Origin of the sequence: Afipia carboxidovorans OM5 (assembly GCF_000218565.1) — a bacterium.
Lineage (GTDB): Bacteria > Pseudomonadota > Alphaproteobacteria > Rhizobiales > Xanthobacteraceae > Afipia > Afipia carboxidovorans.
This window is the reverse complement of sequence record NC_015684.1, coordinates 1,428,869-1,451,460: the sequence shown is the minus strand read 5'-3', so window position 1 is coordinate 1,451,460 and position 22,592 is coordinate 1,428,869. Positions and strand designations below refer to the sequence as shown.

General features: G+C 62.4%; 18 protein-coding genes. 8 read left to right on the top strand and 10 right to left on the bottom strand.

Features of this window, described 5'->3' with window-relative positions; genetic code table 11:
- Positions 1-158: 158 nt before the first annotated feature.
- Genes OCA5_RS06780 through OCA5_RS06770 form a run of 3 tightly spaced genes read left to right on the top strand, consistent with a single transcriptional unit; the run spans position 159 to position 3,186 of the window.
- Positions 159-1,298, top strand: a complete 1,140-nt coding sequence (locus tag OCA5_RS06780; protein WP_012563863.1) for an 8-amino-7-oxononanoate synthase — start codon at positions 159-161, stop codon at positions 1,296-1,298.
- Complete coding sequence (bioD, locus tag OCA5_RS06775) at positions 1,295-1,927, top strand: dethiobiotin synthase (RefSeq protein ID WP_012563864.1); 633 nt, start codon at positions 1,295-1,297, stop codon at positions 1,925-1,927. The genes OCA5_RS06780 and bioD overlap by 4 nt, the downstream gene beginning before the upstream one ends.
- On the top strand, positions 1,924-3,186 hold the full coding sequence (locus tag OCA5_RS06770) for an adenosylmethionine--8-amino-7-oxononanoate transaminase (RefSeq protein ID WP_012563865.1): 1,263 nt from the start codon (positions 1,924-1,926) through the stop codon (positions 3,184-3,186). The genes bioD and OCA5_RS06770 overlap by 4 nt, the downstream gene beginning before the upstream one ends.
- Before the next feature lie 177 nt (positions 3,187-3,363).
- On the opposite strand, the gene OCA5_RS06765 is transcribed toward OCA5_RS06770, so the two are convergent.
- A complete protein-coding gene (locus tag OCA5_RS06765) occupies positions 3,364-5,100 on the bottom strand; it encodes a methyl-accepting chemotaxis protein (protein WP_012563866.1) in 1,737 nt (578 codons plus the stop codon).
- 485 nt (positions 5,101-5,585) lie between these two features.
- On the opposite strand from OCA5_RS06765, the gene OCA5_RS06760 reads away from it, so the two are divergent.
- A complete protein-coding gene (locus tag OCA5_RS06760) occupies positions 5,586-6,566 on the top strand; it encodes an aldo/keto reductase (RefSeq protein WP_012563868.1) in 981 nt (326 codons plus the stop codon).
- A gap of 182 nt (positions 6,567-6,748) precedes the next feature.
- Here OCA5_RS06760 and OCA5_RS06755 read toward each other — a convergent pair whose 3' ends face one another.
- Together OCA5_RS06755 and OCA5_RS06750 are read right to left on the bottom strand one after the other, a co-directional pair.
- Positions 6,749-9,091: a bifunctional diguanylate cyclase/phosphodiesterase gene (locus OCA5_RS06755; protein ID WP_244405982.1), complete on the bottom strand. Its 2,343-nt coding sequence runs from the start codon at positions 9,089-9,091 to the stop codon at positions 6,749-6,751.
- Between the two features lie 288 nt (positions 9,092-9,379).
- The gene (locus OCA5_RS06750; RefSeq protein ID WP_244396068.1) at positions 9,380-10,084 is read right to left on the bottom strand and encodes a Crp/Fnr family transcriptional regulator; all 705 of its coding nucleotides are present in this window, start codon (positions 10,082-10,084) and stop codon (positions 9,380-9,382) included.
- Positions 10,085-10,355: 271 nt separating this feature from the next.
- Here OCA5_RS06750 and OCA5_RS06745 point away from each other — a divergent pair, with 271 nt between their 5' ends.
- A complete protein-coding gene (locus tag OCA5_RS06745) occupies positions 10,356-10,736 on the top strand; it encodes a hypothetical protein (protein ID WP_013912984.1) in 381 nt (126 codons plus the stop codon).
- A 27-nt stretch (positions 10,737-10,763) separates the two neighbouring features.
- Here OCA5_RS06745 and sucD read toward each other — a convergent pair whose 3' ends face one another.
- The 6 genes from sucD to OCA5_RS06715 form a co-directional block, all read right to left on the bottom strand.
- Positions 10,764-11,654 (bottom strand): succinate--CoA ligase subunit alpha, encoded by an 891-nt coding sequence (sucD, locus tag OCA5_RS06740; protein ID WP_012563873.1) that lies wholly within the window; start codon positions 11,652-11,654, stop codon positions 10,764-10,766.
- Positions 11,651-12,778 carry an ADP-forming succinate--CoA ligase subunit beta gene (gene sucC, locus OCA5_RS06735; RefSeq protein WP_012563874.1) on the bottom strand — a complete coding sequence of 376 codons (1,128 nt, stop codon included), beginning with the start codon at positions 12,776-12,778 and terminating at the stop codon, positions 11,651-11,653. Before sucC ends, sucD begins: the two co-directional genes overlap by 4 nt.
- Positions 12,779-12,791: 13 nt before the next feature.
- Positions 12,792-14,219: an acylating sulfoacetaldehyde dehydrogenase gene (gene sauS / locus OCA5_RS06730; RefSeq protein ID WP_012563875.1), complete on the bottom strand. Its 1,428-nt coding sequence runs from the start codon at positions 14,217-14,219 to the stop codon at positions 12,792-12,794.
- 326 nt (positions 14,220-14,545) lie between these two features.
- A complete protein-coding gene (locus OCA5_RS06725) occupies positions 14,546-16,054 on the bottom strand; it encodes a tripartite tricarboxylate transporter permease (RefSeq protein WP_012563877.1) in 1,509 nt (502 codons plus the stop codon).
- Positions 16,055-16,071: 17 nt separating this feature from the next.
- Positions 16,072-16,611 (bottom strand): tripartite tricarboxylate transporter TctB family protein, encoded by a 540-nt coding sequence (locus OCA5_RS06720; RefSeq protein ID WP_012563878.1) that lies wholly within the window; start codon positions 16,609-16,611, stop codon positions 16,072-16,074.
- A gap of 43 nt (positions 16,612-16,654) precedes the next feature.
- Complete coding sequence (locus OCA5_RS06715) at positions 16,655-17,635, bottom strand: tripartite tricarboxylate transporter substrate binding protein (RefSeq protein ID WP_012563879.1); 981 nt, start codon at positions 17,633-17,635, stop codon at positions 16,655-16,657.
- 151 nt (positions 17,636-17,786) lie between these two features.
- Here OCA5_RS06715 and OCA5_RS06710 point away from each other — a divergent pair, with 151 nt between their 5' ends.
- Entirely contained in the window at positions 17,787-18,662 is an 876-nt protein-coding gene (locus tag OCA5_RS06710; RefSeq protein ID WP_012563880.1) for a LysR substrate-binding domain-containing protein, read from the top strand.
- 170 nt (positions 18,663-18,832) lie between these two features.
- On the opposite strand, the gene xsc is transcribed toward OCA5_RS06710, so the two are convergent.
- On the bottom strand, positions 18,833-20,608 hold the full coding sequence (xsc, locus tag OCA5_RS06705; protein ID WP_012563881.1) for a sulfoacetaldehyde acetyltransferase: 1,776 nt from the start codon (positions 20,606-20,608) through the stop codon (positions 18,833-18,835).
- Positions 20,609-20,768: 160 nt separating this feature from the next.
- Between xsc and OCA5_RS06700 the strand changes: the two genes are divergently transcribed.
- Together OCA5_RS06700 and OCA5_RS06695 are read left to right on the top strand one after the other, a co-directional pair.
- Positions 20,769-21,545 (top strand): IclR family transcriptional regulator, encoded by a 777-nt coding sequence (locus tag OCA5_RS06700; protein ID WP_012563882.1) that lies wholly within the window; start codon positions 20,769-20,771, stop codon positions 21,543-21,545.
- Complete coding sequence (locus OCA5_RS06695; protein WP_012563883.1) at positions 21,545-22,459, top strand: bifunctional enoyl-CoA hydratase/phosphate acetyltransferase; 915 nt, start codon at positions 21,545-21,547, stop codon at positions 22,457-22,459. Before OCA5_RS06700 ends, OCA5_RS06695 begins: the two co-directional genes overlap by 1 nt.
- The last annotated feature ends 133 nt before the right edge of the window (positions 22,460-22,592 follow it).

The window sequence follows — 22,592 nt, the reverse complement described above, 5'->3', positions numbered from 1 at the left end:
GGGTCGTTCCGTCGGTTCTGTTGCAAAAAGCGATCACGCTCTAGACAAAACCGAAAATAATGTCGCGCGGAATCTGCGCCGCTGACGCCCCCTGCCCGGCATGTTACAAGCGCCCGGACCAACCGAAGCGGTGACCCTTGGCGTCCCTCCCCTCCGATATGCCATCTGTCGACGAGCGCTACAGGAGCGCGCTGGACGCGCTGACGCGCGACGCGCGACTGCGCAGCCTGCATCCGCGCCAGGGCATCGATTTCGTCTCGAACGATTATCTTGCGCTCGCGGAATCGCCGCGGCTGCGCCAGGCGGTGATCGCCGCCATCGATGCCGGCACGCCGATCGGCGCGGGCGGTTCGCGCCTCTTACGCGGCAATTGCGCGGAGCACGAACAGCTCGAGGCGCAGGCGGCGGCGTTCTTCAAGGCCGAGAACGCACTCTATTTCGGCGCGGGCTACAGCGCGAACTTCGCGGCGCTGAGCACCCTGCCCCAGCGCGGCGATCTGCTCATCATGGACGAGCTTTCGCATGCGAGCATGCGCGAAGGCGCCAAGGCGAGCCGCGCCGAAATTGTCGAGTCGCGCCACAACGACGCGGGCGCAGTGGAAGATGCGATCCGCACTTGGCGCGCCAATGGCGGCAAGGGCCGGCCATGGATCGCGGTCGAGAGCATCTATTCGATGGATGGCGATATCGCGCCGCTCGATGAGCTGATGCAAATCGCCGACCGGCACGACGGCTTTCTCTATATCGACGAAGCGCACGCGACCGGCGTGTTCGGCCCCGACGGGCGCGGGCTTTCCGCGCCGTTTGAAGGCCGCGCCAATGTCGTCGCGGTTCACACCTGCGGCAAGGCACTCGGCGCCTCCGGTGCGCTGGTGCTGACAACAAAACTGCTGCGAGATTTTCTCGTCAACCGCAGCCGGCCTTTCATCTTCGCCACCGCGCCGTCGCCGCTGATGGCAGTTGCGGTCGGCGAGGCATTGAACATCCTGCGCGAGGAGCCGGAACGTCGGGAGCGGCTGCACGATCTGATCGCGCTCGCAGGTCGCATCATCGGCGCGCAAGGCTGGACGCCGTCCGGCACGCAGATCATTCCCTACCTCGTCGGCCATAATGACCGCACCATGGCGCTCGCATCCGCCCTGCAACATCGCGGGTTCGACATTCGCGGCATCCGCCCGCCGACGGTACCTGCGGGCACCGCGCGGCTACGCATCTCGCTGACGCTCAACGCCAGCGCCGACGATCTCCAATCAATGCTTGCAGCGCTCGCGGAAGAAGCGCACACACTGCCGGCATGAGCACGCGCCTTGTTGTCAGCGGTACCGATACCGATGTCGGGAAAACTGTTTTCAGCGCCGCGCTCGCGGGCGCGCTCGATGCCGATTACTGGAAACCGGTGCAGGCGGGCCGCGATGACGGCACCGATGCATTGCGCGTCGCACGCCTGAGCGGCCTCCCGCCCGAGCGCATCCTGCCCGAGCGCTACATCCTCAACACGCCCGCCTCCCCGCATTATGCCGCGCGGATCGACGGTATCACGATCGATACAAATGATCTCACGCCGCCGCCTGCGAAGGACCGGCCGCTGGTGATCGAAGGGGCCGGCGGGCTGATGGTGCCGATCAACGAGGATACGCTTTTCATCGACGTGTTCGCGCGCTGGAAGCTGCCGCTCGTGCTCTGCGCACGCACCACGCTCGGCACCATCAATCACTCGCTGCTGTCGATCGAGGCGGTGAAGCGGCGCGACATTCCGCTCGTCGGTATCGCGTTTATCGGCGAAGACTATGCCGAGAGCGAGCGCATCATCTGCAAGATCGGCGGCGTGCGCCATCTCGGCCGCCTGCCGCCGCTCTCCCCACTCACGCCCGAGGCGTTGCGCGCAGCCTTCATCACCTCGTTCAATCTGTCCGACTTCACCGCATGACCTCACCCACGCAATCGCCGGTCTGGCACCCGTTCACGCAGCATGCGCTCTACGATGATTTCCCGACCATCGTGCGCGCCGAGGGCGCGTTCCTCTACACCGACGACGGCCGCCGCATCCTCGATGCCATCGCGTCGTGGTGGGTGGTAACGCACGGGCATTGCCATCCGAATATCGTGCGCGCTATTCAGGATGAGGCGGCGCGGCTCAGCCAGATCATCTTCGCGGGGCAGACGCACCCGGCCGCCGAGGAGGTGGCGGAGCGGCTCATCGGGCTCTCGCCCAAAGGGCTCTCGCACGTCTTCTTTTCCGACAGTGGCTCGACCTGCGTCGAGGTCGCGATCAAGATGGCGTTGGGCTACTGGCGCCACACCGGCGCGCCGCGCGAGCGCATCGTGGTGATGGAGCACTCCTATCACGGCGACACCATCGGCACGATGTCGGTCGGCGCGCGCGGCGTGTTCAACGCGGCCTACGAGCCGCTGCTGTTTTCCGTCGATTGCATCCCCTTTCCGGCCGCAGGCAAGGAGCAGGACACGCTCGACGCGCTGGAGCGGGCCTGCCGCAACCGCCCGGCCGCGCTCATCGTCGAGCCGCTGGTGCTCGGCGCGGGCGGCATGCTGATGTATTCGCCGCAAACCCTCAAGGAAATGCGGCGCATCTGCACCGAGGCCGATGTGCTGTTCATCGCCGACGAGGTGATGACGGGCTGGGGCCGCACCGGCACGCTGTTCGCCTGCGAACAGGCCGGGATCACGCCGGACATCGTCTGCTATTCGAAGGGCATTACCGGCGGCGCGCTGCCGCTCGCGGTGACATTGTGCACGCGCTCGATCTTCGATGCCCACTACTCAACGGATCGCACCAAGACCTTCTACCATTCGAGCTCCTACACGGCCAATCCGGTCGCCTGCGCGGCGGCGCTTGCGAACCTGAAGATGTGGGATGATAGCGCCGTTCGCACGCGCATCGACGCGCTCTGCACCATGCAGGAGCGCGCGCTCGAGACATTCCGCGACGATCCGCGTTTTACGAATGTGCGCCGCTGCGGCACCATCACCGCGCTGGATCTGAAGGTTGAAGACGCCGGTTATCTCGCCGACATCACGCCCCGCCTCTGGGCCTATTTCAATGAGCACGACCTGCTCATACGGCCGCTCGGCAATACGATCTATGTAATGCCGCCCTATTGCGTGACGCAGGGCGACATCGATCGGATCTACGCCGCCATCGGCGAGGCGGCGAACCTGCGCGCGTAAAGCCGCGCGCCTTGGAACGTTTTAGACTTACTCGGAATCGTCATGCGCGGGCTTGACCCGCGCATCCATCAAAAAAGAGTTTGCTCAAGAAGATGGATTGCCGGGTCAAGCCCGGCAATGACAGATCGCGTTTCCAATAAAACGAAAATACTCCAAACTAGTGACCCTCGAGCCGCCTTACGCGGCCCGGACGGTCTCCAGGAACTTCGCGACTTCCGCCTTCAGCCGCTTGTTCTCGTTCGAGAGCAACTGCGCGGCCGAGAGCACCTGCGAGGATGCCGTACCGGTGTCGCCCGCGCCGCGATGCACGTCGGCAATGCTGGTGGCGACACGCGAGGTGCCGACCGCCGCCTGCTGGACGCTCACGGCGATTTCCTGCGTCGCCGCGCCCTGCTCCTCGATCGAAGCCGCGATGATCGTTGCGATCTCCGACAAACGGCCGATGGTGCCACCGATCTCCTTGATCGCAACCACTGACTCTTCCGTGGCCGACTGCATCGCTGCAATCTGGGTGCTGATTTCGTGGGTCGCCTTGGTGGTCTGGGCGGCCAGCGCCTTCACCTCCTGCGCGACCACCGCAAAGCCCTTGCCGGCCTCGCCCGCGCGCGCCGCCTCGATGGTGGCGTTGAGCGCAAGGAGATTGGTCTGGCTCGCGATCGTCGTAATCAGCATGGTGACGTCGCCGATCCGGCTCGCGGCCTGCGACAGTTCGCTGATCCGCTCGTCGGTGCGCTGGGCCTGCGCCACAGCTTCCGATGCGATCTGGTTGGAATCCGCGACCTGACGGCCGATTTCCGACACCGACGCCGCCATCTCCTCGGTCGCTGAGGCAACCGACTGGACGTTGCTGGAGGTTTCTTCCGAAGCGTTCGCCACCACGGCGCTGAGCTCCTGCGTCGCAACGCTGCTCTTGGTCAGTACCTCCGCAGAGGCTTCAAGGTCGCTCGATGCCGAGCTGACGTGTTCGATGATCCTGCCGACCGCGCTCTCGAAGGTTTCAGCGAGCGTATAGAGCTCGGCCTTGCGTGCGGACGCAGCTTCGCGGTTCTTCGACTCGCGCTCCACCGCCTCGGCCTCGGCCTTCGCCACGGCCTGGATTTTGAATTCCTCCACCGCGCGCGCCATCTTGCCGACTTCGTCGCCACGATCGAGGCCCGGCAACTGCACCGTGAGATCGCCCGCGGCAAGCTCACGCATCGCCGTGGTCATCGCGACGACCGGCTTGGAGATGCTGCGCCCGATGAAGAAGGCGAACAGCACGCCGAGCAGCGACACGACGGCAAGCACCACCTGCAATGTGAACTGCTGCTCCTCGAGGCGCACCTGCGAATTGCCGATCTCGATGCTCTTGCGGTTGCCGCTCGCCATCATCAGATCCGACACCTGACGCGAGACCACGGCGAACTGCTCTTCCGCTTCCTTGGTGAAATGAGGGTCCGCGCCCATGGCGCCGGTCTTCTCGACAATCACCTTGCCCTTTTCGAGGTAGGCGTTGACCGCGTCCTTGAGGTGGGCGTAGTCGGCGGGCGTAAACGACGAGCTCGGCTGCAGCACGGTGATTTCAAGCGCTGCCAGCGCATCGGATGCGCGGCCGAGCGAGGCCGAGGCATCGAGCGCATAGCTCTCGATATGCTTGGCGTCGGTTTCGATCGCGGCGGTTGCAGTGAGACGATAGAGATTGGCGTGAGCGGCCCACGTCATGGCGGTGAGCTCATTCATCAGCTCCGCCTGCCGCACCGGCCCCGACATCAGGTCATCGGCGGCGGTCTGGTTGGATTGCAGCGTCGAGAGCGCGTACATGCCGATCCCGACGATGGCGACAACCATCAAGCCTGGTCCGATCTGCGCCTTCCAGGACAACCCGACGTGCTTGATCCAAGCGAAAATGTTGAATTTCTTGACCCAGCCCAGCATATCCGTCCCTTCAAGTATAAGCGAACACAAAACTGAAACCTGTAGCCGCTCCTTTGCGACAACGACGCATGCTTTGCGGACAACAATCCGCTCACTTCAAATTCCGTGCAGGTTGTGCGCAGGCCGCTTGCAGCAATGGCGGAAGGCAAAGCCTTCGCAGCTTCGGAAACGAAAGGCGCTCGGAAGAACGCCGCCTCAGCCCATTGCCGGCAAATGGCCGCCAAACCCACGGTTCAGACATGGCATAAAATGTAAAATCGTCCGTTAAGATACTACCGCCGACAGCATTGCGCGGCGCGCAACGGTCGGCCCCGGAATGGCTTGATCTCGTTCAGTGAACGAGCGCGCTTTGCGAAAGATCACTTTTTCCGTGGCTGTCGGCACGCAAGATTTTGAGCGCCGCTTGTCGCATCCCTATGCTTTAATGCGGCCGCGGCGACCGCCGCATTCTCCCTTTCTGACATAGACGAAGTACGAGGCTGTCCATGGAATACGTCAAGTTCGGCAAAACCGGTCTGAAGGTGTCGCGCCTGTGGCTCGGCTGCATGACCTACGGCACGCCGGATCGCGGCCAGCACCCCTGGACCATGCCGGAGGACGCGAGCCGGCCGCTCATCAAGCAGGCGCTCGAACTCGGCATCAACGTGCTCGACACCGCCAACACCTATTCCGACGGCACCTCGGAAGAAATCATCGGCCGCGCGGTGAAGGATTTCGCCCGCCGCGACGAGGTCATCATCACCAGCAAGGTCTGCCTGCGGATGCGCGACGAGCCCAACGGCGCCGGCCTTTCCCGCAAGGCGATTTTCACCGAGGTCAACAACAGCCTGCGCCGACTCGGCACCGATTACATCGACCTCTACCAGATCCACCGATGGGACTACGACACGCCGATCGAGGAGACGCTGGAGGCGCTGAACGACATCGTTCGCGCCGGCAAGGTGCGCTATATCGGCGCGTCGTCGATGCACGCATGGCAGTTCGCCAAGGCGCTCTACACCTCGCGCCTGCATGGCTGGAGCGAATTCGTCAGCATGCAGGACCATCTCAATCTTCTCTATCGCGAGGAGGAGCGCGAGATGCTGCCGCTGTGCCTCGATCAGGGCATCGCCGTGGTGCCGTGGAGCCCGCTTGCGCGCGGCCGCCTGACCCGCGAGTGGGACGACGTCAGCGAACGCACCAAGAGCGACGTGTTCGGTCGCACGCTCTACACGCAGGCCGTCGACGCCGACAAACAGATCGTCGCGGAAGTCGCGCGCATCGCCAAGGCACGCGGCGTGCCGCGCGCGCAGGTCGCGCTCGCCTGGGTGATCCAGAAACGCGGCGTCACCGCGCCGATCATCGGCGCCTCGAAGCCGCAGCACCTGACCGATGCGGTGGCGGCGCTGTCGCTCAATCTCACCGACGAGGAAATCAAGGCGCTGGAGGCGCCCTACATTCCGCATCGCGTGTCAGGGCATCAGTGAGGATCGGGCACGCGAGCGCGGTTCTATTGGGATAGAAACGCGCCCTGCTGTCATTGCCGGGCTCGACCCGGCAATCCATCTTCTTATAAGGAGACTCTTCTTTTTAGATGGATGCGCGGGTCATAGGCGAGCGGAAGCGACGCCGTTCTTCGAACGGCTATGCCCGCGCATGACGAGGCGCGCTACCCGACCATCGCCGTCTTTGACGTCTCGGGCGGGCGGCCGACGATACCGGCATAAGCAGCGATCGGCTGCGGGCGGCCGATCAGGTAGCCCTGCATCTCGAAGCATCCCGCATCGGCGAGGAAATCCCGCTGCAGCTCGGTCTCGACGCCCTCGGCAATGACGCCGAGATTGAGCGCCTCGCCGAGGCTGATGATCGCACGGATGATCGCGGAGGACTGCACGTTCTTGTTGATCTGCGCGACGAACGCCTGATCGATCTTGATCTTGTCGAACGGGAACGACTGCAGATACGACAGCGACGAATAACCGGTGCCGAAATCATCCATCGCAACCCGGACGCCGAGGTTCTTGATCCGGCGCAGGATCGAGCAGGCGCGGGAGAAATCCTGCACCAGCACGCCTTCGGTGATTTCGATCTCGAGCCGCTTCGGGTTGAGGCCGGTTTCCAGAAGGATGGAGTGGATGAGGCCCGGCAGATCGTTGTGCTGGAAGCTCATCGGCGAGACGTTGATCGCAATCGACAACGGCTTCGGCCAGCTCGCGGCCTCCTGACAGGCCTTGCGCAGAATCCATTCGTCGATCGCCACGATCGCGCCGGTCTCCTCGGCGAGCGGCACGAAAACGCCCGGCGGCACCAGCCCCTTTTCCGGATGACGCCAGCGCACCAGCGCCTCGAATCCGAACGGTGTGCCGTCGGGGTCCGCCTGCGGCTGGAAATGCAGTTCAAGCTGCTTGTTCTCGAGCACGAGGTCGAGATCGTGCAGCATCACGCGCTTCTCGCGAAGCTGCCTGTCCATCTCCGGCTCGAAGAAACGGATCGAGCCGCGCTCCTCCTTCTTGGCGCGATAGAGCGCGACGCCGGCATTGCTGATGAGCGTTTCGATATCCTCGCCGTCCTGCGGATAGATGCTGACACCAACGGTGCAGCCGCTGTGGATCGCATGACCGTCGATGTTGAACATCATCTCGAAGGCGGTCAGCACCCGCGTGCAGATATCGCCGGCGCGCGCGGGCTGCTCGCCCTCCGAGGATACGATCATGAACTCGTCGCCGCCGAGGCGGGCGATGAACGCACTGCCGCAGGCGGCCTGCAGACGCCGCGCGGCTTCCCGCAGAAATGCGTCGCCCGTGCTGTGGCCGTAGGTGTCGTTGATCTCGCTGAAGCGGTCGATATCGAGGCTGAGGATCGTGAACGGATGCTTCTGGGCTGCCGCCTTCTGCCAGACCTTGCGGACGTGATCGTTGAAGGCGACGCGGTTGAACAAACCGGTCAACGAGTCGTGCTGGGCGAGATACTGAATGCGGGCTTCGCTCTTGCGCTGCTCGGTGATGTCCTCATGGGTGCCGACCCAGCCGCCATTCTCCATCGCCTGATACGCGACGCTGATGGTGCGGCCGTCGACCAGTTCGAGAACCCAGCGCGCGGACTCGCGGTTCTTCACCGAATCCCACAGCCGCGTGGAATAGAAATCGAGCTCCTTGACGATGGTACCCGCCTTCTTGCGCGCGGCGAACAATTCCTCGACGGTCGCGCCGACACGGATATCCTCGGGCGCGATCCGGTACATCGAGACGTACTTGTCGTTCCAGAGCTGCAGGCAATTGTCCGGCCCGAACATGCACAGACCCTGCATGATGTTCTGGATCGCGGCATTGAGCTGAATGTTGCGCTCGTTCATGTGCCGGCGGCTGCGGCGATCCGAAATCGCGCCGATCAGGCAGGCGATCACGATCGCCACCATCATCGACGCAACGCTGATCGACAGCACAATCGGCGAAAGCCCGGCTTCGTCCGAAACGGTGTTGATATCCGGGATCAGCCCGATCGCGCTCACCGCGATGATATGATCGGACAACGTCGCGGTGGCGAGCAGTGCGGCTGCAATGCCGCTATGGGTGATGGCGGTGCCCTGCCGCACCGTAAACAGCGACAGCGTGCTGAAGACGATGCCGCAGACGGCCGACAGCACCAGCAGATCCGGCATCCAGACGATATCGGCCGACATCCGCAGCGCGACAATGCCGAGATGGTGCATCACCGAAATCGCAATGCCGACGATCACGCCGCCGACCAGCGACGACCACGTCCGCTCGCCGTAGATTGCCGCGACGAATCCGGCCGTCATCATCACGACCGCGACCGCGAACGACACCATTGTCATGGTGAAATCGAACGTGATCGGAACGCCGGGCGAATAAGCGAGCATTCCGATGAAATGCGTCGACCACACGCCGCAACCGCAAACGAGGCCGGCCGCAAGCGTCCAGAACAGGCGGGACTTCGCCTTGTTCGCGCGCGCGCGTTGATACATGTTGATCGTCGCAATACTCGCCAGCACGCAAACACCAGCCGCCAGGAGAACCAGTCTCCAGTCATGTTGGGTTTGCAGGCAGTTGAGAATTCTCAGCATTTCGGGGAGTCGCTGCGATCGAGACCAACGAGGCTAGCAGCGAGAGGTGTGTTGCTGCTTAACGTTTTACCGCAAAGCGCGTGTTGGTAAATGCGATGTAAATGACGTGCTGCGAATGTCCGGCAGACCGTCGCAATGTCGGCCAAAGGACGACACCGCCGGCCATTGTGCCCCCTCGGAAGCCGCACTCGGCGCGCACGAGGCCGAGGCACCCGGCTAACTCAAGGCACTCGCCACGCTCGTGGCCTCGCTCTTGCGCAGGTGCAGATAGTCGTCGGAAAAATCGCCGAGGGTCGCAAGCCCCTCCCAGTTGCGGATCTGGATCAGCCGGGAATCCCATTCCAGCAGGCCGAGCCGCCGCAATTCCTGAATTACGCGGTTGGTATGCACCGTCGAAATGCCCGCGGCATCGGCGACATCGGACTGCGTCCACGGAATCGTAAACGCCATGTCGCGGGCGAGGCCGACCGCCTGCAGGCGCACCATCAGTTCGCAGATCATGTGCGCGACCCGGCTGATGGCATCGCGCCGGCCGTTGATGACCCATTCGCGGAAGATCGCGGCATCGACCAGCGATTCCCGCCAGAACACATGGGTGAGCCGCGGCGATCCCTCGAGCATGTCCTTGAAGGCCGCATGCGGGATGAACGCGATCACCGTCCCGCCGAGCGCGGTGACGGTATGATCGAGCTTCGGCAAATGCAGCGTCTGCAAATCCGGAATGTCGCCCGGCACATGAAACGACATGATCTGCCGCTGCGAGCCGTTGGCGAGCTTGTGGCGGAACAGATAACCATCGAGGACCAGGATGCACTGGGTGCTGATGTCGCCCTCCCGGGCGACGTCCTGCCCGTTGGCGCAGTTCTTCACCGTCATCGGCAGTCTGGTGATAGCGTACCTGTCGCTTTCCGCCAGAGACACGATGCTGTCCAGCCGACGCAATAATCTCGTATAGGGCCGCCCGGCTTCCATTCTTGCCTCTGCTCCGATTCCGTTGACGTAAGGCCAACGGTTCCCCGGAATGCCAGTTCCTGACGAGGCAGTTCCATAACCCATGTTAATCGTTCTGAAGGTTGTGCTTTAAAAATGCGTCCACCTCACTGCCACAAGTGAGGGGAAAGTCCGGCGGATTGGGGGTTTTCAATGCGCTATACGCATTTTCCGCGCGCTCCATGCGGGCGGAACACGCCGCATGGTCGGGCGTTTGAGACGCCGAGGGACGGTTCGTTCAGGCAAAAGTGGCCGGATTGAAATCGTTCCTGACGAGACGAAAAACATTGCAAACGGCGACGATGCAACCAAGCCAAAGGCCCACCGTTGTCTTGGCAATCACCCAAACCGCTATGAGGAACGCTGCATGACTCGACAGAGCTCGAAAGTATGGTCTGAATACGAGTTGAAAAAGCTGAAGGACTATGCGGACGCGGGCGCGTCGCATTATCGGACGGCGGCTGCCCTCAATCGTACCGTTTCAGGCGTGCGCAGCATGGCGCAACGTCACGGCATCCGCTTCATTTCGCCGAAAGCGGCGCGGCACGCTGCCAGAGAGGCAACGCCCGCACTGCTTTCTTAAACGTGTGGGTTATGAGGTGTAAGCCGTTCAGCCCACCGCCGACACTTTGGCAGTATCGACCTGCTTCAAAAGCGTCACCACTTCAGCCGGCGTATTCGCCACCCGAATTCCCGCTTTCTCGAGCGCGGCGCGCTTGGAGTCATAGCCACCGCGCCCGCCGGTGACGATCGCGCCGGCATGGCCCATCTTCTTGTCGGGCGGCGAGGAGCGGCCCGCGATGAAGGAGACGATCGGCTTCTTCATGGTTCGGGCATATTCGGCCGCTTCTTCTTCCATCGCGCCGCCGATCTCGCCGACCAGCACGACGGCGTCGGTCTTGGCATCGCGATCGAGTTCGATCAACGCATCGCGCGTCGTGGTACCGATGATCGGATCGCCACCGATACCGATGAACGCCGACTGGCCAAGGTCGGCACGCGTCAGGTTCAGGCACATCAGGGTGCCGAGGCTGCCGCTGCGTGAAATCACGCCGACGCGGCCGGGCTTGAAGATGTTGGGGTTATGTCCCGGCATGATGCCGACGAAACCTTCGCCCGGCGTCACGATGCCGGCCGTGTTGGGGCCGATGATCCGGCTCTTCGAGAGCCGCAGGCGCGCAAAGATTTCCAGAACGTCGTGCGCCGGAATGTGCTCGGTCAGCGTGACGATGGTGCCGATGCCCGCATCGATCGCGTCGATGATCGCGGCCTTCGCCATCGACGGCGGAATGAAGATCACCGAGACATCGCACGGCGTCTCCTTGGTGGCCTCGACCGCCGATCCATAGATCGGCACGCCAAGATACGTCTCGCCCGCACGCTTCGGATTGACGCCCGCGGCGACATCCGTGCCCATTTCCCGCATCCGCTCCGACCAGAACGTGCCCTGCTTTCCGGTCATGCCCTGAACGAGAACTTTTTGTCCGCGACGATAAATCATTGCGCTGCCTCGACCGCCGCTTTCACGGCATCTTCCATGAAGTCATAAGGTTCAATGCCAAGCCGCTCCCGCACCAGCTTGACGGCTTCGTCCTCACCGGTGCCGTGGATCGAGAAGAACACCGGCACCTTCGGCTTCAGCGTTTCCCAGGCCTTGACGACGCCTTCCGCCATCACATCCGTGCGCGCGAACGCGCCGCAGAAATTGATGACGAGGCTTTTGACGCCGGGATTGGACAGCACCAGATCGAGCGCGATTTCCGACTTGGTGTAAGCCTCGCCGCCGATCTCGAGGAAGTTGGCGGGCCTGCCGCCAAAATGATCGATGACATCCATGGTGGTCATGGTGAGGCCCGCGCCGTTCGCCAGCACGCCGACATTGCCGTCGAGCTGGATGAACTTCAGGCCGTTGTCGGCGCCGCGCTGTTCAAGCTCGGTCATCTTCGCGGGCGTTGCCACCTTGGCGAGATCGGGCTGACGCAGCGCGGAGGAATCGTCGAGCACGAATTTGCAGTCCAGCGCCACCACGCGCCCGTCCTTCAGAACGGCGAGCGGGTTGATCTCGACAAGCTCCGCATCCTTGTCCTGGAAGATGGCGTAGAGCTTTGCCAGCACCTCGCCAACGGCCTCAGTGGCCGAGCCGAGCGGCAGGCCTTTCAGCATCGCCGCCGCATCGGCAGCGCTGAAGCCCTTGTGGATGTCGACGACATGCTTGCGGATGGCGTCGGGGTGTTTCTCCGCCACCTCTTCGATATCCATGCCGCCTTCGGTCGAAAACAGCACCAACGGTGCACGGCTCGCGACGTCGATCAGAACCGCTGCATAGAGTTCGCGTTCGATCGGGCAGAGCTGCTCGACCAGCACCTGCGAGACGCGATGCCCGCCGATGCTCATCGACAGGATATCGCGCGCCGCGCTTGCCGCTTCATCCGCCGTCTTGGCGATCTTGATGCCGCCGGACTTGCCGCGCTTGCCGGTCGGCACCTGCGCCTTGATGACCGACGGGCCGATGGCCGTCACCGCGGCCGCGGCTTCCTCCGGCGTCTTGCAGACCCGGCCCTCAGGCGTCGGAACGCCGGTCGGCACGAGCACGTGATGCTTGGCTGCATGCTCCTCAAGATTCATATCGTCCTGCCCCTTACTTGCCGTAACGCGCCCAATGCGGCCCGAACAGATCTTCCTCGCTCGGCTTGTCTTCCGGAATCGGCGTGACAAGGTGCGTGATGTTGAGGAAGTGCTTGTAGTTCAGGTTCTCGGAGATGCTGTTCTTCTGCCAGGAGCCGCAGCCCATGGTCAGCGTGAACTCGAGGCCGCTGTCGAAACCGCCACCATTGCCGAAGGTGTGGGCGAAGTTGACCAGAACGCGCACCACCGGCAGGTCTTCCGCCAGTTCGCGCGCACGCTCGAGCTTGGTGGTGTGCAGGCCCATCGAGTGGCCCTTGCCCTGATGGTTGAGAATCTTGTGGACGGTATCCTTCGCCGCGGCAAAATCCTTCGCACGATAAACGGTGAGCACGAGCGACAGTTTCTCACCCGAGAGCGGATAATCGCGGCCGATGCCGGTTTCCTCGACGAGAAGGAATTTCGACTTCGCCGCTTCCGCCGGAAGGCCGAAAGCCTCCGCGAGGATCGACATATCGCGCGCGATCAGATGGCGGTTGAGCTTGCCGTTCTTCCACAGCTCGCTCACAACCTTGTCCTTCGCAGACGGATCGACGAGGAACGCGCCCGCCTTCTTCAGCGCCGCGATGGCCTTGTCGTAGCAGGCATCGACGATCACCACCGCGTTCTCCGACGAGCACGAGGTCGCGTTGTCGAACGTCTTCGACGCGCAGATCTTCTGCGCGGCAGAATCGAAATCCGCGGTTTCATCGATGATGACCGGCACGTTGCCCGCGCCGACGCCGATCGCCGGCGTTCCGCTCGAATAGCCGCGGCGCACGTTATCCTGCGAGCCGGTAATGACGACGAGGTCCACCGCTTCCATCAGCGCCTGCGTCGTATCCTTGGTGACCGGCGACGGCAGGATCTGCACCAGATCCCGCGGCAGGCCGATCTGATCCAGCGCATCGCGCATGAAGTTGACGACCATCTCCGTGGTGCGGAAGCCAAGCGGCGACGGCGCGATGACGATGGCGTTGCGGCCCTTGATCGCCATCAGCGCCTTGTTGACGGGCGTGGCGCCGGGATTCGTCGACGGCGTGATCGCACCGACGACGCCGATCGGCTTGGCGAACTTCACGATGCCGCGCTTGTCGTCGCGCTCGATCTCACCGACCGTCTTGGCGCGCAGCATGTCGCGCAGCGTGCCGAACGTCTTGCGCTGCTTCTTGATAATCTTGTCCGGCACATTGCCGAGGCCCGTGTCCTTCACCGCCAGCTCGGCCAGCGCCTTGGCGTGCTCCGGCTTGTAGAGCGACCACGCGACGGCGCGAACGGCTTCATCGGTGCGGGCCTGATCGGCCTGCGCAAAGACCTCCTGCGCGACGCGCGCGCGGCGTACCAGATCGGCTGCGATCTTCTGCGCATCCGAATTCCGGTCCTGCATTTCAACGACAACACTCATGACATTCTCCATTCATCGCGATCGTGGGGGTCGCTCTTCCTTGCCGGACGAACCGGCAAGGTGCGCGCCATCCAAAAACTATCAGCCAGCGTGGTGCGGGCGCCTGAGCGGCGCTGCGACGTTCCTCCGCTGTCTGCCGGTTCAGCCCGGCTTCAAAGTCATGCAGCTTTATCGACCATGCTACAGGAAGCCAAATCCCATAAGGAAATCGATAATCTGCATCGCATCCATTCGCGAGATTTATCAGCGTGAGGTCGGCGCAAAAATATCTCGGGACATCAAGCGCCGCCCGTTATGTATCGATCGATCGCAACTCGCGATCGCTCTCACGCAGGAGCAGCCACCTTACGCTTGGCCCAAGTCCGCTGGAGGAACGGCAACGCAAGGATGACCACCGTGCATGCCATGACAATTCCGGAAATCGGCCGGGTGAAGAACACCGTCCAGTCATTGCCGAAACTGATCATGGAGTTCATGAAGGCTGCCTCGGTCAAAGGCCCGAGGATCACGCCGAGAACCAATGGAGCGACCGGAAATTTGAACCGCTCGAACAGATAACCAATGACGCCGAACCCGATCATCAGCCACAGGTCGGTGACGTTGTTGCGGATCGACAGCGCGCCGACGAAGCAGAGCGTCATCACATAAGCCGACACCACCGCCTCTGGCAGATCCAGAATCTTCACCAGCGGACGAATCGCGAAGTAGCCGACGACGCACATCAGCGCGAGACCGACGAACACCGAGGCAAACACGGTGTAGACGATCGGCGCCGACGTCAGCATGACCTGCGGACCGGGCTGAATGCCGTGCAGCATGAAAGCGCCGAGAATGATCGCGGTCGCGCCGCTGCCGGGAATGCCGAGCGCGAGCAGCGGCACGAGCGCACCGCCCACGGACGCCGTTGCCGCCGCCTGCGGCGCGACAATCCCTTCCGCGATGCCAGTGCCCATTTCCTTCCGGCGCTTGCCAAACTGGGACTCGAGACCGTAGCTCACGAAGGAGGCGATCGTCGCACCGGCGCCGGGAATAAGGCCGATCACGTTGCCGAGCACGCTTGCCCGCGCGAACATCCATTTCAGCGCGCTCATTTCCCGCCAGCTCGGCAGTTCGGTTCGCGCATTGCTGATCTTCTCGATGGGTCGGGTGGAGAATCCGGTCTCGAGCCGCGACAGCACTTCGCCGATGCCGTAGGCGCCCACCATCACCACAAGAAACTCGATGCCGTCGGCAAGGATTGGCGAACCGAAGGTGAAGCGATAGGCGCCGTAGGTTTCATCGGTACCGACCGTTGCGATCAGAATGCCAACGCAGAGGCTGATGAGCGCATTGGCAAGCGAGCCGCTGCCGAGCGCGACGACGCTCGACAGGCCGAACACCAGCACGGCGAAATATTCCGGTGTCGAGAACCGCAAGGCGAAGTGCGCAAGCGGCTGCGTCAGAAGCACCATGATGACGGCCGACAGCAGGCCGCCGCCGAGCGCCGCGACCAGCGTCCAGCCGAGCGCCTTTGCAGGCTTTCCCTTGCGGCCCATCGTGTAGCCGTCCCACAACATCGGAACGTCAATCGGCTCGCCGGGTATCTTGAACAGGATCGCCGTGAAAGCGCCGCCATACGTACCCGAGACATACATCGCCGTCAGCAGCACGATCGAGGCGGTGACGTCCATGTGGTAAGTGAAGGGCAGCGCCAGCGCCACGCCCATCACCAGGGTGAGGCCCGGCAACACGCCGACCAGCAACCCGATCACGATGCCCGCTAGGAGCATCAGCATGTGACTTACGGTGAAGCAGTTGAGGAAGCCGTGGCCCAACTGAAGCAACATCTCAGCCATGATTGTGTACCCCTGCCTCAGCCGCCGATGATCATGCGAACGAAATCGGTGAAAGCGTCAAACGGCGGTTCGCCGCGTGGAAGCGAGACATAGGCAATGCGCATGAACAACAGCGCCGCCCCCAATGTGATGCCCGCGCCCGTCAGCCAGATCGCAATGTGGTTGCGATAACGGCCGAGATACATGAACGCCACGAGGAAGATGAAGGTCGAGAGCAGGAAGCCCAGCGTCGTGACAACGGCGGCATAAACGAGAACAAGCACGACGCCGCCGGTAAGGAGCCAGGGATAGGTCGGAGACGACGTCTCCTCCTCTTCTTCCTTCTCGAAGGTTTCGGCGATCCCGTGGGTCTCGCCCCCGAAACCGACCAGCCGGCGAACGATCTCGATGAGGCAGATCAGCGCCATCATGCCGATCGTGATCTTCGGCCAGAAGTCCGGACCGAGGCTCCCCGGACGCGGGGAATACTCGATCTGCTGAGCGTAGTGATAAAGGATGCCGGATATGATCAGGCCGGCGACATACGGAAGAGTGAGACGAAGTGCGCTTTTTCCCATAGTGTCGTCGGCCCGTCTGTTTGAGGAATGACGTCGATGGCAACTACTTCGCGGCCGTCACTTTCTTCATGTCGTCGAGCTGCTGCTTGACGAAAGCGCCAGCCTTCGAGGAAGGCTCGAAGCTCGTGGGTTCACCAAACTGGTCCGCGAGAAACTTCTTGTACTCGGGCGATTCGGCGACCTTGGCGAGCGCGTCAGACAACTTCTTGACGACTTCCGGCGGCGTGCCGGAACGCACCACGATCGAGCGGAACTGCGGCAGCGCGATCTTGTAGCCAAGCTCGTAGGATGCCGGCACGTCCTTGAACGCATCGAGGCGCTTTTCTCCGAACAGGAGAATCGGGCGCATCTGCTTGCCGCTCAGGAACTGAGCGACGTCACCGGCCTGCTCATAGAGCGCATCGGCATGACCGCCGAGGATCGAGACGTAACGCTCGCTAGGCTTGGCGAAAGGCACCTGCACAACCTTTACGCCGCCCTGCTGATCCAGCACGGAGAGCGAGAAGTCGTCGACGCTGCCGAAGCCGAGCGTTGCAACCTTCAGCTTGCCGGGATTGGCCTTGGCTTCCTTCTCGAAGTCGGCCCAGGTCTTGAAAGGACTGTCCTGCTTGACGAAGATGAAGGACGGTCCCTTGATCATCACCGCCACCGGCGTGATGTCGTCCATCGTCCAGCGCGGCGATTTGCCGGCAAGAAGCGCGTGGCTGTCGGCGATGTAGATGGCCATCGAATAGCCGTCCGCGGGCGAAGCCATCAGCTTGGCCATGCCGGTCGCGCCGGTGCCGCCCGGCACGTTGACCACCGGGATACTTTGTCCGATCAGCGGTTCCATCAGCTTGCTGACAAGTCGCGCAAGCTGATCGGCGCCGCCGCCCGGTCCCCACGGGACGATCAATTCAATCGGACGGTCGGGATAGCCTGCAGCGTTTGCGCTGCTGCCGAGAGGCATGCTGCACAGAAAAGCCGCGGACAGAACAGCAAGGGTCTTCGCGGCCCAACGGGCCGAGGATTGTATCGCCTTCATGGTCGCCTCCCAGCAACGGTTTGTCGTTTTGTCGACTTTATCGTTGGGCTTGTACGCCCACTTCACATGAAGCCATTTTTCTTATGGTGCACTAGTCAGCAGTCGTGGCAAAATTGATATAGTGCATGAACATCATTCGCGGAATTTATCAGTGAATCAAGACCTCGACATTTCGCTACTGCGAACATTCGTTGCGATCGTCGATACGGGTGGCTTGACATCGGCAGGTAAAAAGGTCGGTCGCACGCAGCCCGCGATTACACATCAGATCAAACGTCTCGAAGGTATCGTCGGCCGCACGCTGTTCGGCGAAAATCGCAGGCAACTCGTCCTGACGCCCGATGGAGAGGTTTTGCTGGAGTTCGCCCGCACGATGTTACGCCTCAATGACGAGGCCCGCGGGCGCTTCTCGATGCCCGGCATTGCCGGCCATGTCACGCTCGGCACGCCGGATCTGTATGCGGCCTATCTGCTGCCGGATGTTCTCAACAACTTTGCCCGCACGCATCCGAATGTCGAGATTCATCTGCGCTGCACCCGTAGCGTCTATTTGAGTGCGGCGCTGGAGCGGGAAGAAATCGACATCGCGCTGATGACCAATCAGCCGGAGTTTCGCCGAGGCGAATTGATCCGATATGAACCGGTGGTCTGGGCCGCAAGCCAGAGCGAAGCGCAGGAGCGCCATCGGCCCCTGCCGCTCGCGCTGATGCCGCAGGGCAGCGTCTATCGGCAGATCGCAATCGACGCGCTCAACACCGCCAACATTCCGTGGACGATGCGTTCGATCTGCGACAGCCTGGCCGGATTGCAGGCGGCGGTGCTGGCGGGCGTGGCCGTCTCGGTTTTCCCCCTCTGCACCATTACGCCCAACATTCGCGCGCTCAACAAAAGCGACGGCCTGCCGGAACTGGCTCCCATCGAAATGGTCCTTCACCGCAAGGAGCAAGGCATTTCGGAGGCGGCCGAGCAACTGGCGCGTTATATCGCCCGCGAGCTCAACAACATCCCGCCTCCGGGAGAGACGTAAAATCGGAATAAAATTTTGATGTGGGCTCTTTCTTCACCTCTCCCCACGGGAGAGGTGGGACTCAAACATCGCTCGAGTCCAAGACAAGCGGCAGCGATATAAGAAAAACCCGGCCGCGTGGCCGGGTTTTTCAGTTTTACAAATGGCGCTGAGCGCCCGTGCGTCTCGGATCACACAACCGTCTGCGGGCGCATGTCCTCGCGCTTGATGCCAGCAACCACCACCGGCTTCTTCATCGCATCGCGGCGGAACGGCTCGCCCAGTTCCTGATTGAGCAACACCTCGATGAACGTGGTGATGCCCTTCTTCTGGTCTTCGCAGGACTGTCGCAGCGCGTCGGTGAGCTCTTGCTGGGTCTTGACCTGAACACCCTTCAGCCCGCACGCGGTCGCGACCTTGGCGTAGCTCAGGTGACGGTCCAGCTCGGTGCCGACGAAGTTGTTGTCGTACCACAGCGTCGTGTTGCGCTTCTCCGCGCCCCACTGGTAGTTGCGGAAGATCACCATGGTAACGCCCGGCCACTCCTCGCGGCCGATCGAGCTCATCTCGTTCATGGAGATGCCGAACGCACCGTCACCGGCGAAGCCGACGCACGGCGTATCCGGATTGCCGATCTTGGCGCCGATGATCGCCGGGAAGCCGTAGCCGCACGGACCGAACAGGCCCGGCGCGAGATACTTCCGGCCTTCATCGAACATCGGATAGGCATTGCCGATCGCGCAGTTGTTGCCGATGTCGCTGGAAATGATCGCATCGGCCGGCAGGCCCGCCTGAATCGCGCGCCATGCCTGACGCGGCGACATCAGATCCTTGTCGCGCACGCGCGCGTCCTTGTTCCAGGTGGTGCCCGGATCGTCGTCCTCGTGATCCATGCTGGAGAGCGTCTGCAGCCATTTCGATTTGGTGGTGTGGATCAGCGCCTTGCGCTCGTCGCGGCCGGCATTGCCGGCGTTCGGCGAAAGCTGCCGCAGAATGCCCTGAGCAACCTGCTTGGCATCGCCGCAGATGCCGACAGTCACGGGCTTGGTCAGGCCGATGCGGTCGGCATTGATATCGACCTGGATGATCTTTGCATCCTTCGGCCAGTAATCGATGCCGTAGCCCGGCAGCGTCGAGAACGGATTGAGACGGGTGCCGAGCGCGAGCACGACGTCCGCCTTCGCGACCAGTTCCATCGCGGCCTTCGAGCCGTTGTAGCCGAGCGGGCCGACCGCAAGACGATGGCTGCCGGGGAAGGAGTCGTTGTGCTGGTAGTTGTTGCACACCGGCGCGTCGAGCTTTTCAGCCAATGCGACGCAATCGGGAATGGCGCCGCCGATCACCACGCCCGCGCCGGACAGGATGACCGGGAATTTGGCGTTCGACAGAAGTTTTGCCGCTTCCGCAATCGCATGCTCGCCGCCCGCGGGGCGCTCGAAATCAACGATCGCGGGAAGATTGACGTCGATCACCTGCGTCCAGAAATCGCGCGGAATGTTGAGCTGCGCCGGCGCGGAGAGGCGCTTCGCCTTCATGATCACGCGGTTCAGCGTCTCGGCGACGCGGGACGGATCGCGCACCTCTTCCTGATAACAGACCATGTCGCGGAACATCGCCATCTGCTCGACTTCCTGGAAGCCGCCCTGCCCGATGGTCTTGTTCGCCGCCTGCGGCGTCACCAGCAGCATCGGCGTGTGATTCCAGTACGCGGTCTTGATCGGGGTGACGAAGCCGGTGATGCCCGGGCCGTTCTGCGCGATGGCCATCGCCATCTTGCCGGTGGAGCGGGTGTAGCCGTCGCAGATCAGGCCGCCGTTGGCTTCATGAGCGACGTCCCAGAAGGTGATACCGGCCTTGGGAAAGAGATCGGAAATCGGCATGAAGGCCGAACCGATGATACCGAAAGCATGCTCGATGCCATGCATCTGCAGCACTTTTACGAAGGCTTCTTCCGTTGTCATTTTCATGAGCGAACTCTCTCTTTTTTACGACGCCTGGCAGGAGGGCCCGATGCGGGCCTCATAATGTCCTGCCCGTATCTGCCATGAGCCTTGACGAGGCGCAACGGATATTTCAATTTAAAACTTGTTACGTTCCGTATATCGGAATTTCTGTGTAGGATGAGGTATGAACGAGCTCCCGGGCGCTCTGAAACCATTGGCTCTGCTCGAGGCCATCGCCGGCTTGCAACATCCGGCGAGCCTCGCCGAGCTCGCCGTGAATGTCGGCGTGCCGAAGCCCACGATGCATCGCTGGCTTGCCTCGCTCGAACAGGCGGGCCTCATCCAGCGCACGCCGGACGGGCGGCGCTATGAACTCGCGATGCGAGCGACCCAGCTTGCATTTTCCATTCTGACGAACCGTCCCGGCGGCGCGCTGCGGCACGATATTTTGCGGCGCGTGGTGCAGGAGGTCGGTGAATCCTGCAACCTCACCGTGCTCGACGGCTCGCAGGTGATCTATCTCGACCGCGTCGAATCCAAATGGCCGCTACGCATCACGTTCCAGCAGGGCTCGAAAGTGCCGGCCTATTGTTCGGCCAGCGGCAAGCTGTTTCTTGCGCTGATGCAACCGGCGAAACGCGATCTCGTTATCGCCGAGATGACTCTCGAACGCATGACGGACAATACGATCGTCGATAAGTCCGCCCTTCTCAAGGAGCTGTCAGAGATCCGTCGCAACGGCTACGCACTCGACCGCGAAGAATTTCTCGAAGGGCTTGTCTGCCTCGCCGTCCCCATCATCTATCGGAAAGGCCGCAACCGCGCCTGCGCGGCAGCGCTTGCGATCCAGGCCCCCGTCACCCGGATGTCGCAAGCCGAAATGATCGACAAGATTCCGCTTCTTCAGAATGCCGCAGAAACCATGAGCGCGACGATTAGCGCCGACGTCGGAGCCACCTGATGCCGTCTACATCGCACCCGAAACTTGATGCTCTCGAACAGGCGGCGCGCGGCAAGGGCCGCCTGAGTGTCGCCGTCGCCTACCCCTGCTCGACCGATGCGCTCGCCGCAGCGCTCGCAGCCTACGAGGACGGCGTGATCGAGCCGATCCTCGTGGGACCGCGCAGCCGGATCGAAGCCTGTGCCAAGACACTCAATGCAAGCCTCGACGGCTTGCGTCTCGTTGATGCCGATGACGATCCGGTTCTCTCCTCCCGCGCCGCGGTGGCGCTCGTCAGCGCCGGCGAAGCCAAATCGCTGATGAAAGGCTCGCAGCACACCGACGAGTTGCTCGGCGCCGTGGTGTCGCGCGATGCAAATCTGCGCACCTCGCGACGCATGAGCCACGTGTTCTGGTTCGATTGTCCCGCCTATCACAAGCCGCTGATGATCACCGACGCCGTGGTCAACATTCAGCCCGGCCTGAAGGAAAAGACGGACATCCTCGCCAATGCGGTCGATTTCGCGCACCGGATCGGATTCGAGGCGCCGAAGGTCGCGATCCTGTCGTCGGTCGAAACCGTCAATCCCGACCTGCCCTCCAGCATGGACGCCGCCGCGCTCGCCAAGATGGCCGACCGCGGCCAGATCTCCGGCGCGATCGTCGACGGCCCGCTCGCTTTCGACAATGCGATCTCCGCGCAGTCCGCCAAGACCAAGGGCATCGCCTCCGCTGTCGCGGGCGATCCCGATCTTCTGATGGTGCCGAGCCTCGATGTCGGCAACATTCTCTACAAGTCGTTCATCTACATGGGCGGCGGCGAATGCGCGGGCGTCGTGCTCGGCGCAAAAGTGCCGGTGATCCTGACGAGCCGCGCGGATTCCCGCCGCGCCCGCATCGCCTCCTGCGCGCTGGCAAGATTGAGTCTGGATTAGAGCGCTTCACGTTTGGACAAAAACAAGATGATCCGTCATGGCCGGACTTGTTCCGGCCATCCATCTCCTTAAAACAACTCTTCTTTTAAGATGGATGCGCGGGTCAAGCCCGCGCATGACAACTCTGAGTAAA

Bases quoted from the DNA above. Each gene is read 5' to 3' on its own strand.
- OCA5_RS06715 (WP_012563879.1), bottom strand. From the start codon at position 17,635: ATGAAGGCGATACAATCCTCGGCCCGTTGGGCCGCGAAGACCCTTGCT.
- bioD (WP_012563864.1), top strand. From the start codon at position 1,295: ATGAGCACGCGCCTTGTTGTCAGCGGTACCGATACCGATGTCGGGAAA.
- OCA5_RS06760 (WP_012563868.1), top strand. From the start codon at position 5,586: ATGGAATACGTCAAGTTCGGCAAAACCGGTCTGAAGGTGTCGCGCCTG.
- sucC (WP_012563874.1), bottom strand. From the start codon at position 12,778: ATGAATCTTGAGGAGCATGCAGCCAAGCATCACGTGCTCGTGCCGACC.
- sucD (WP_012563873.1), bottom strand. From the start codon at position 11,654: ATGATTTATCGTCGCGGACAAAAAGTTCTCGTTCAGGGCATGACCGGA.
- sauS (WP_012563875.1), bottom strand. From the start codon at position 14,219: ATGAGTGTTGTCGTTGAAATGCAGGACCGGAATTCGGATGCGCAGAAG.
- OCA5_RS06720 (WP_012563878.1), bottom strand. From the start codon at position 16,611: ATGGGAAAAAGCGCACTTCGTCTCACTCTTCCGTATGTCGCCGGCCTG.
- OCA5_RS06745 (WP_013912984.1), top strand. From the start codon at position 10,356: ATGGTCGGGCGTTTGAGACGCCGAGGGACGGTTCGTTCAGGCAAAAGT.
- OCA5_RS06725 (WP_012563877.1), bottom strand. From the start codon at position 16,054: ATGGCTGAGATGTTGCTTCAGTTGGGCCACGGCTTCCTCAACTGCTTC.
- OCA5_RS06700 (WP_012563882.1), top strand. From the start codon at position 20,769: ATGAACGAGCTCCCGGGCGCTCTGAAACCATTGGCTCTGCTCGAGGCC.
- xsc (WP_012563881.1), bottom strand. From the start codon at position 20,608: ATGAAAATGACAACGGAAGAAGCCTTCGTAAAAGTGCTGCAGATGCAT.
- OCA5_RS06770 (WP_012563865.1), top strand. From the start codon at position 1,924: ATGACCTCACCCACGCAATCGCCGGTCTGGCACCCGTTCACGCAGCAT.
- OCA5_RS06765 (WP_012563866.1), bottom strand. From the start codon at position 5,100: ATGCTGGGCTGGGTCAAGAAATTCAACATTTTCGCTTGGATCAAGCAC.
- OCA5_RS06780 (WP_012563863.1), top strand. From the start codon at position 159: ATGCCATCTGTCGACGAGCGCTACAGGAGCGCGCTGGACGCGCTGACG.
- OCA5_RS06695 (WP_012563883.1), top strand. From the start codon at position 21,545: ATGCCGTCTACATCGCACCCGAAACTTGATGCTCTCGAACAGGCGGCG.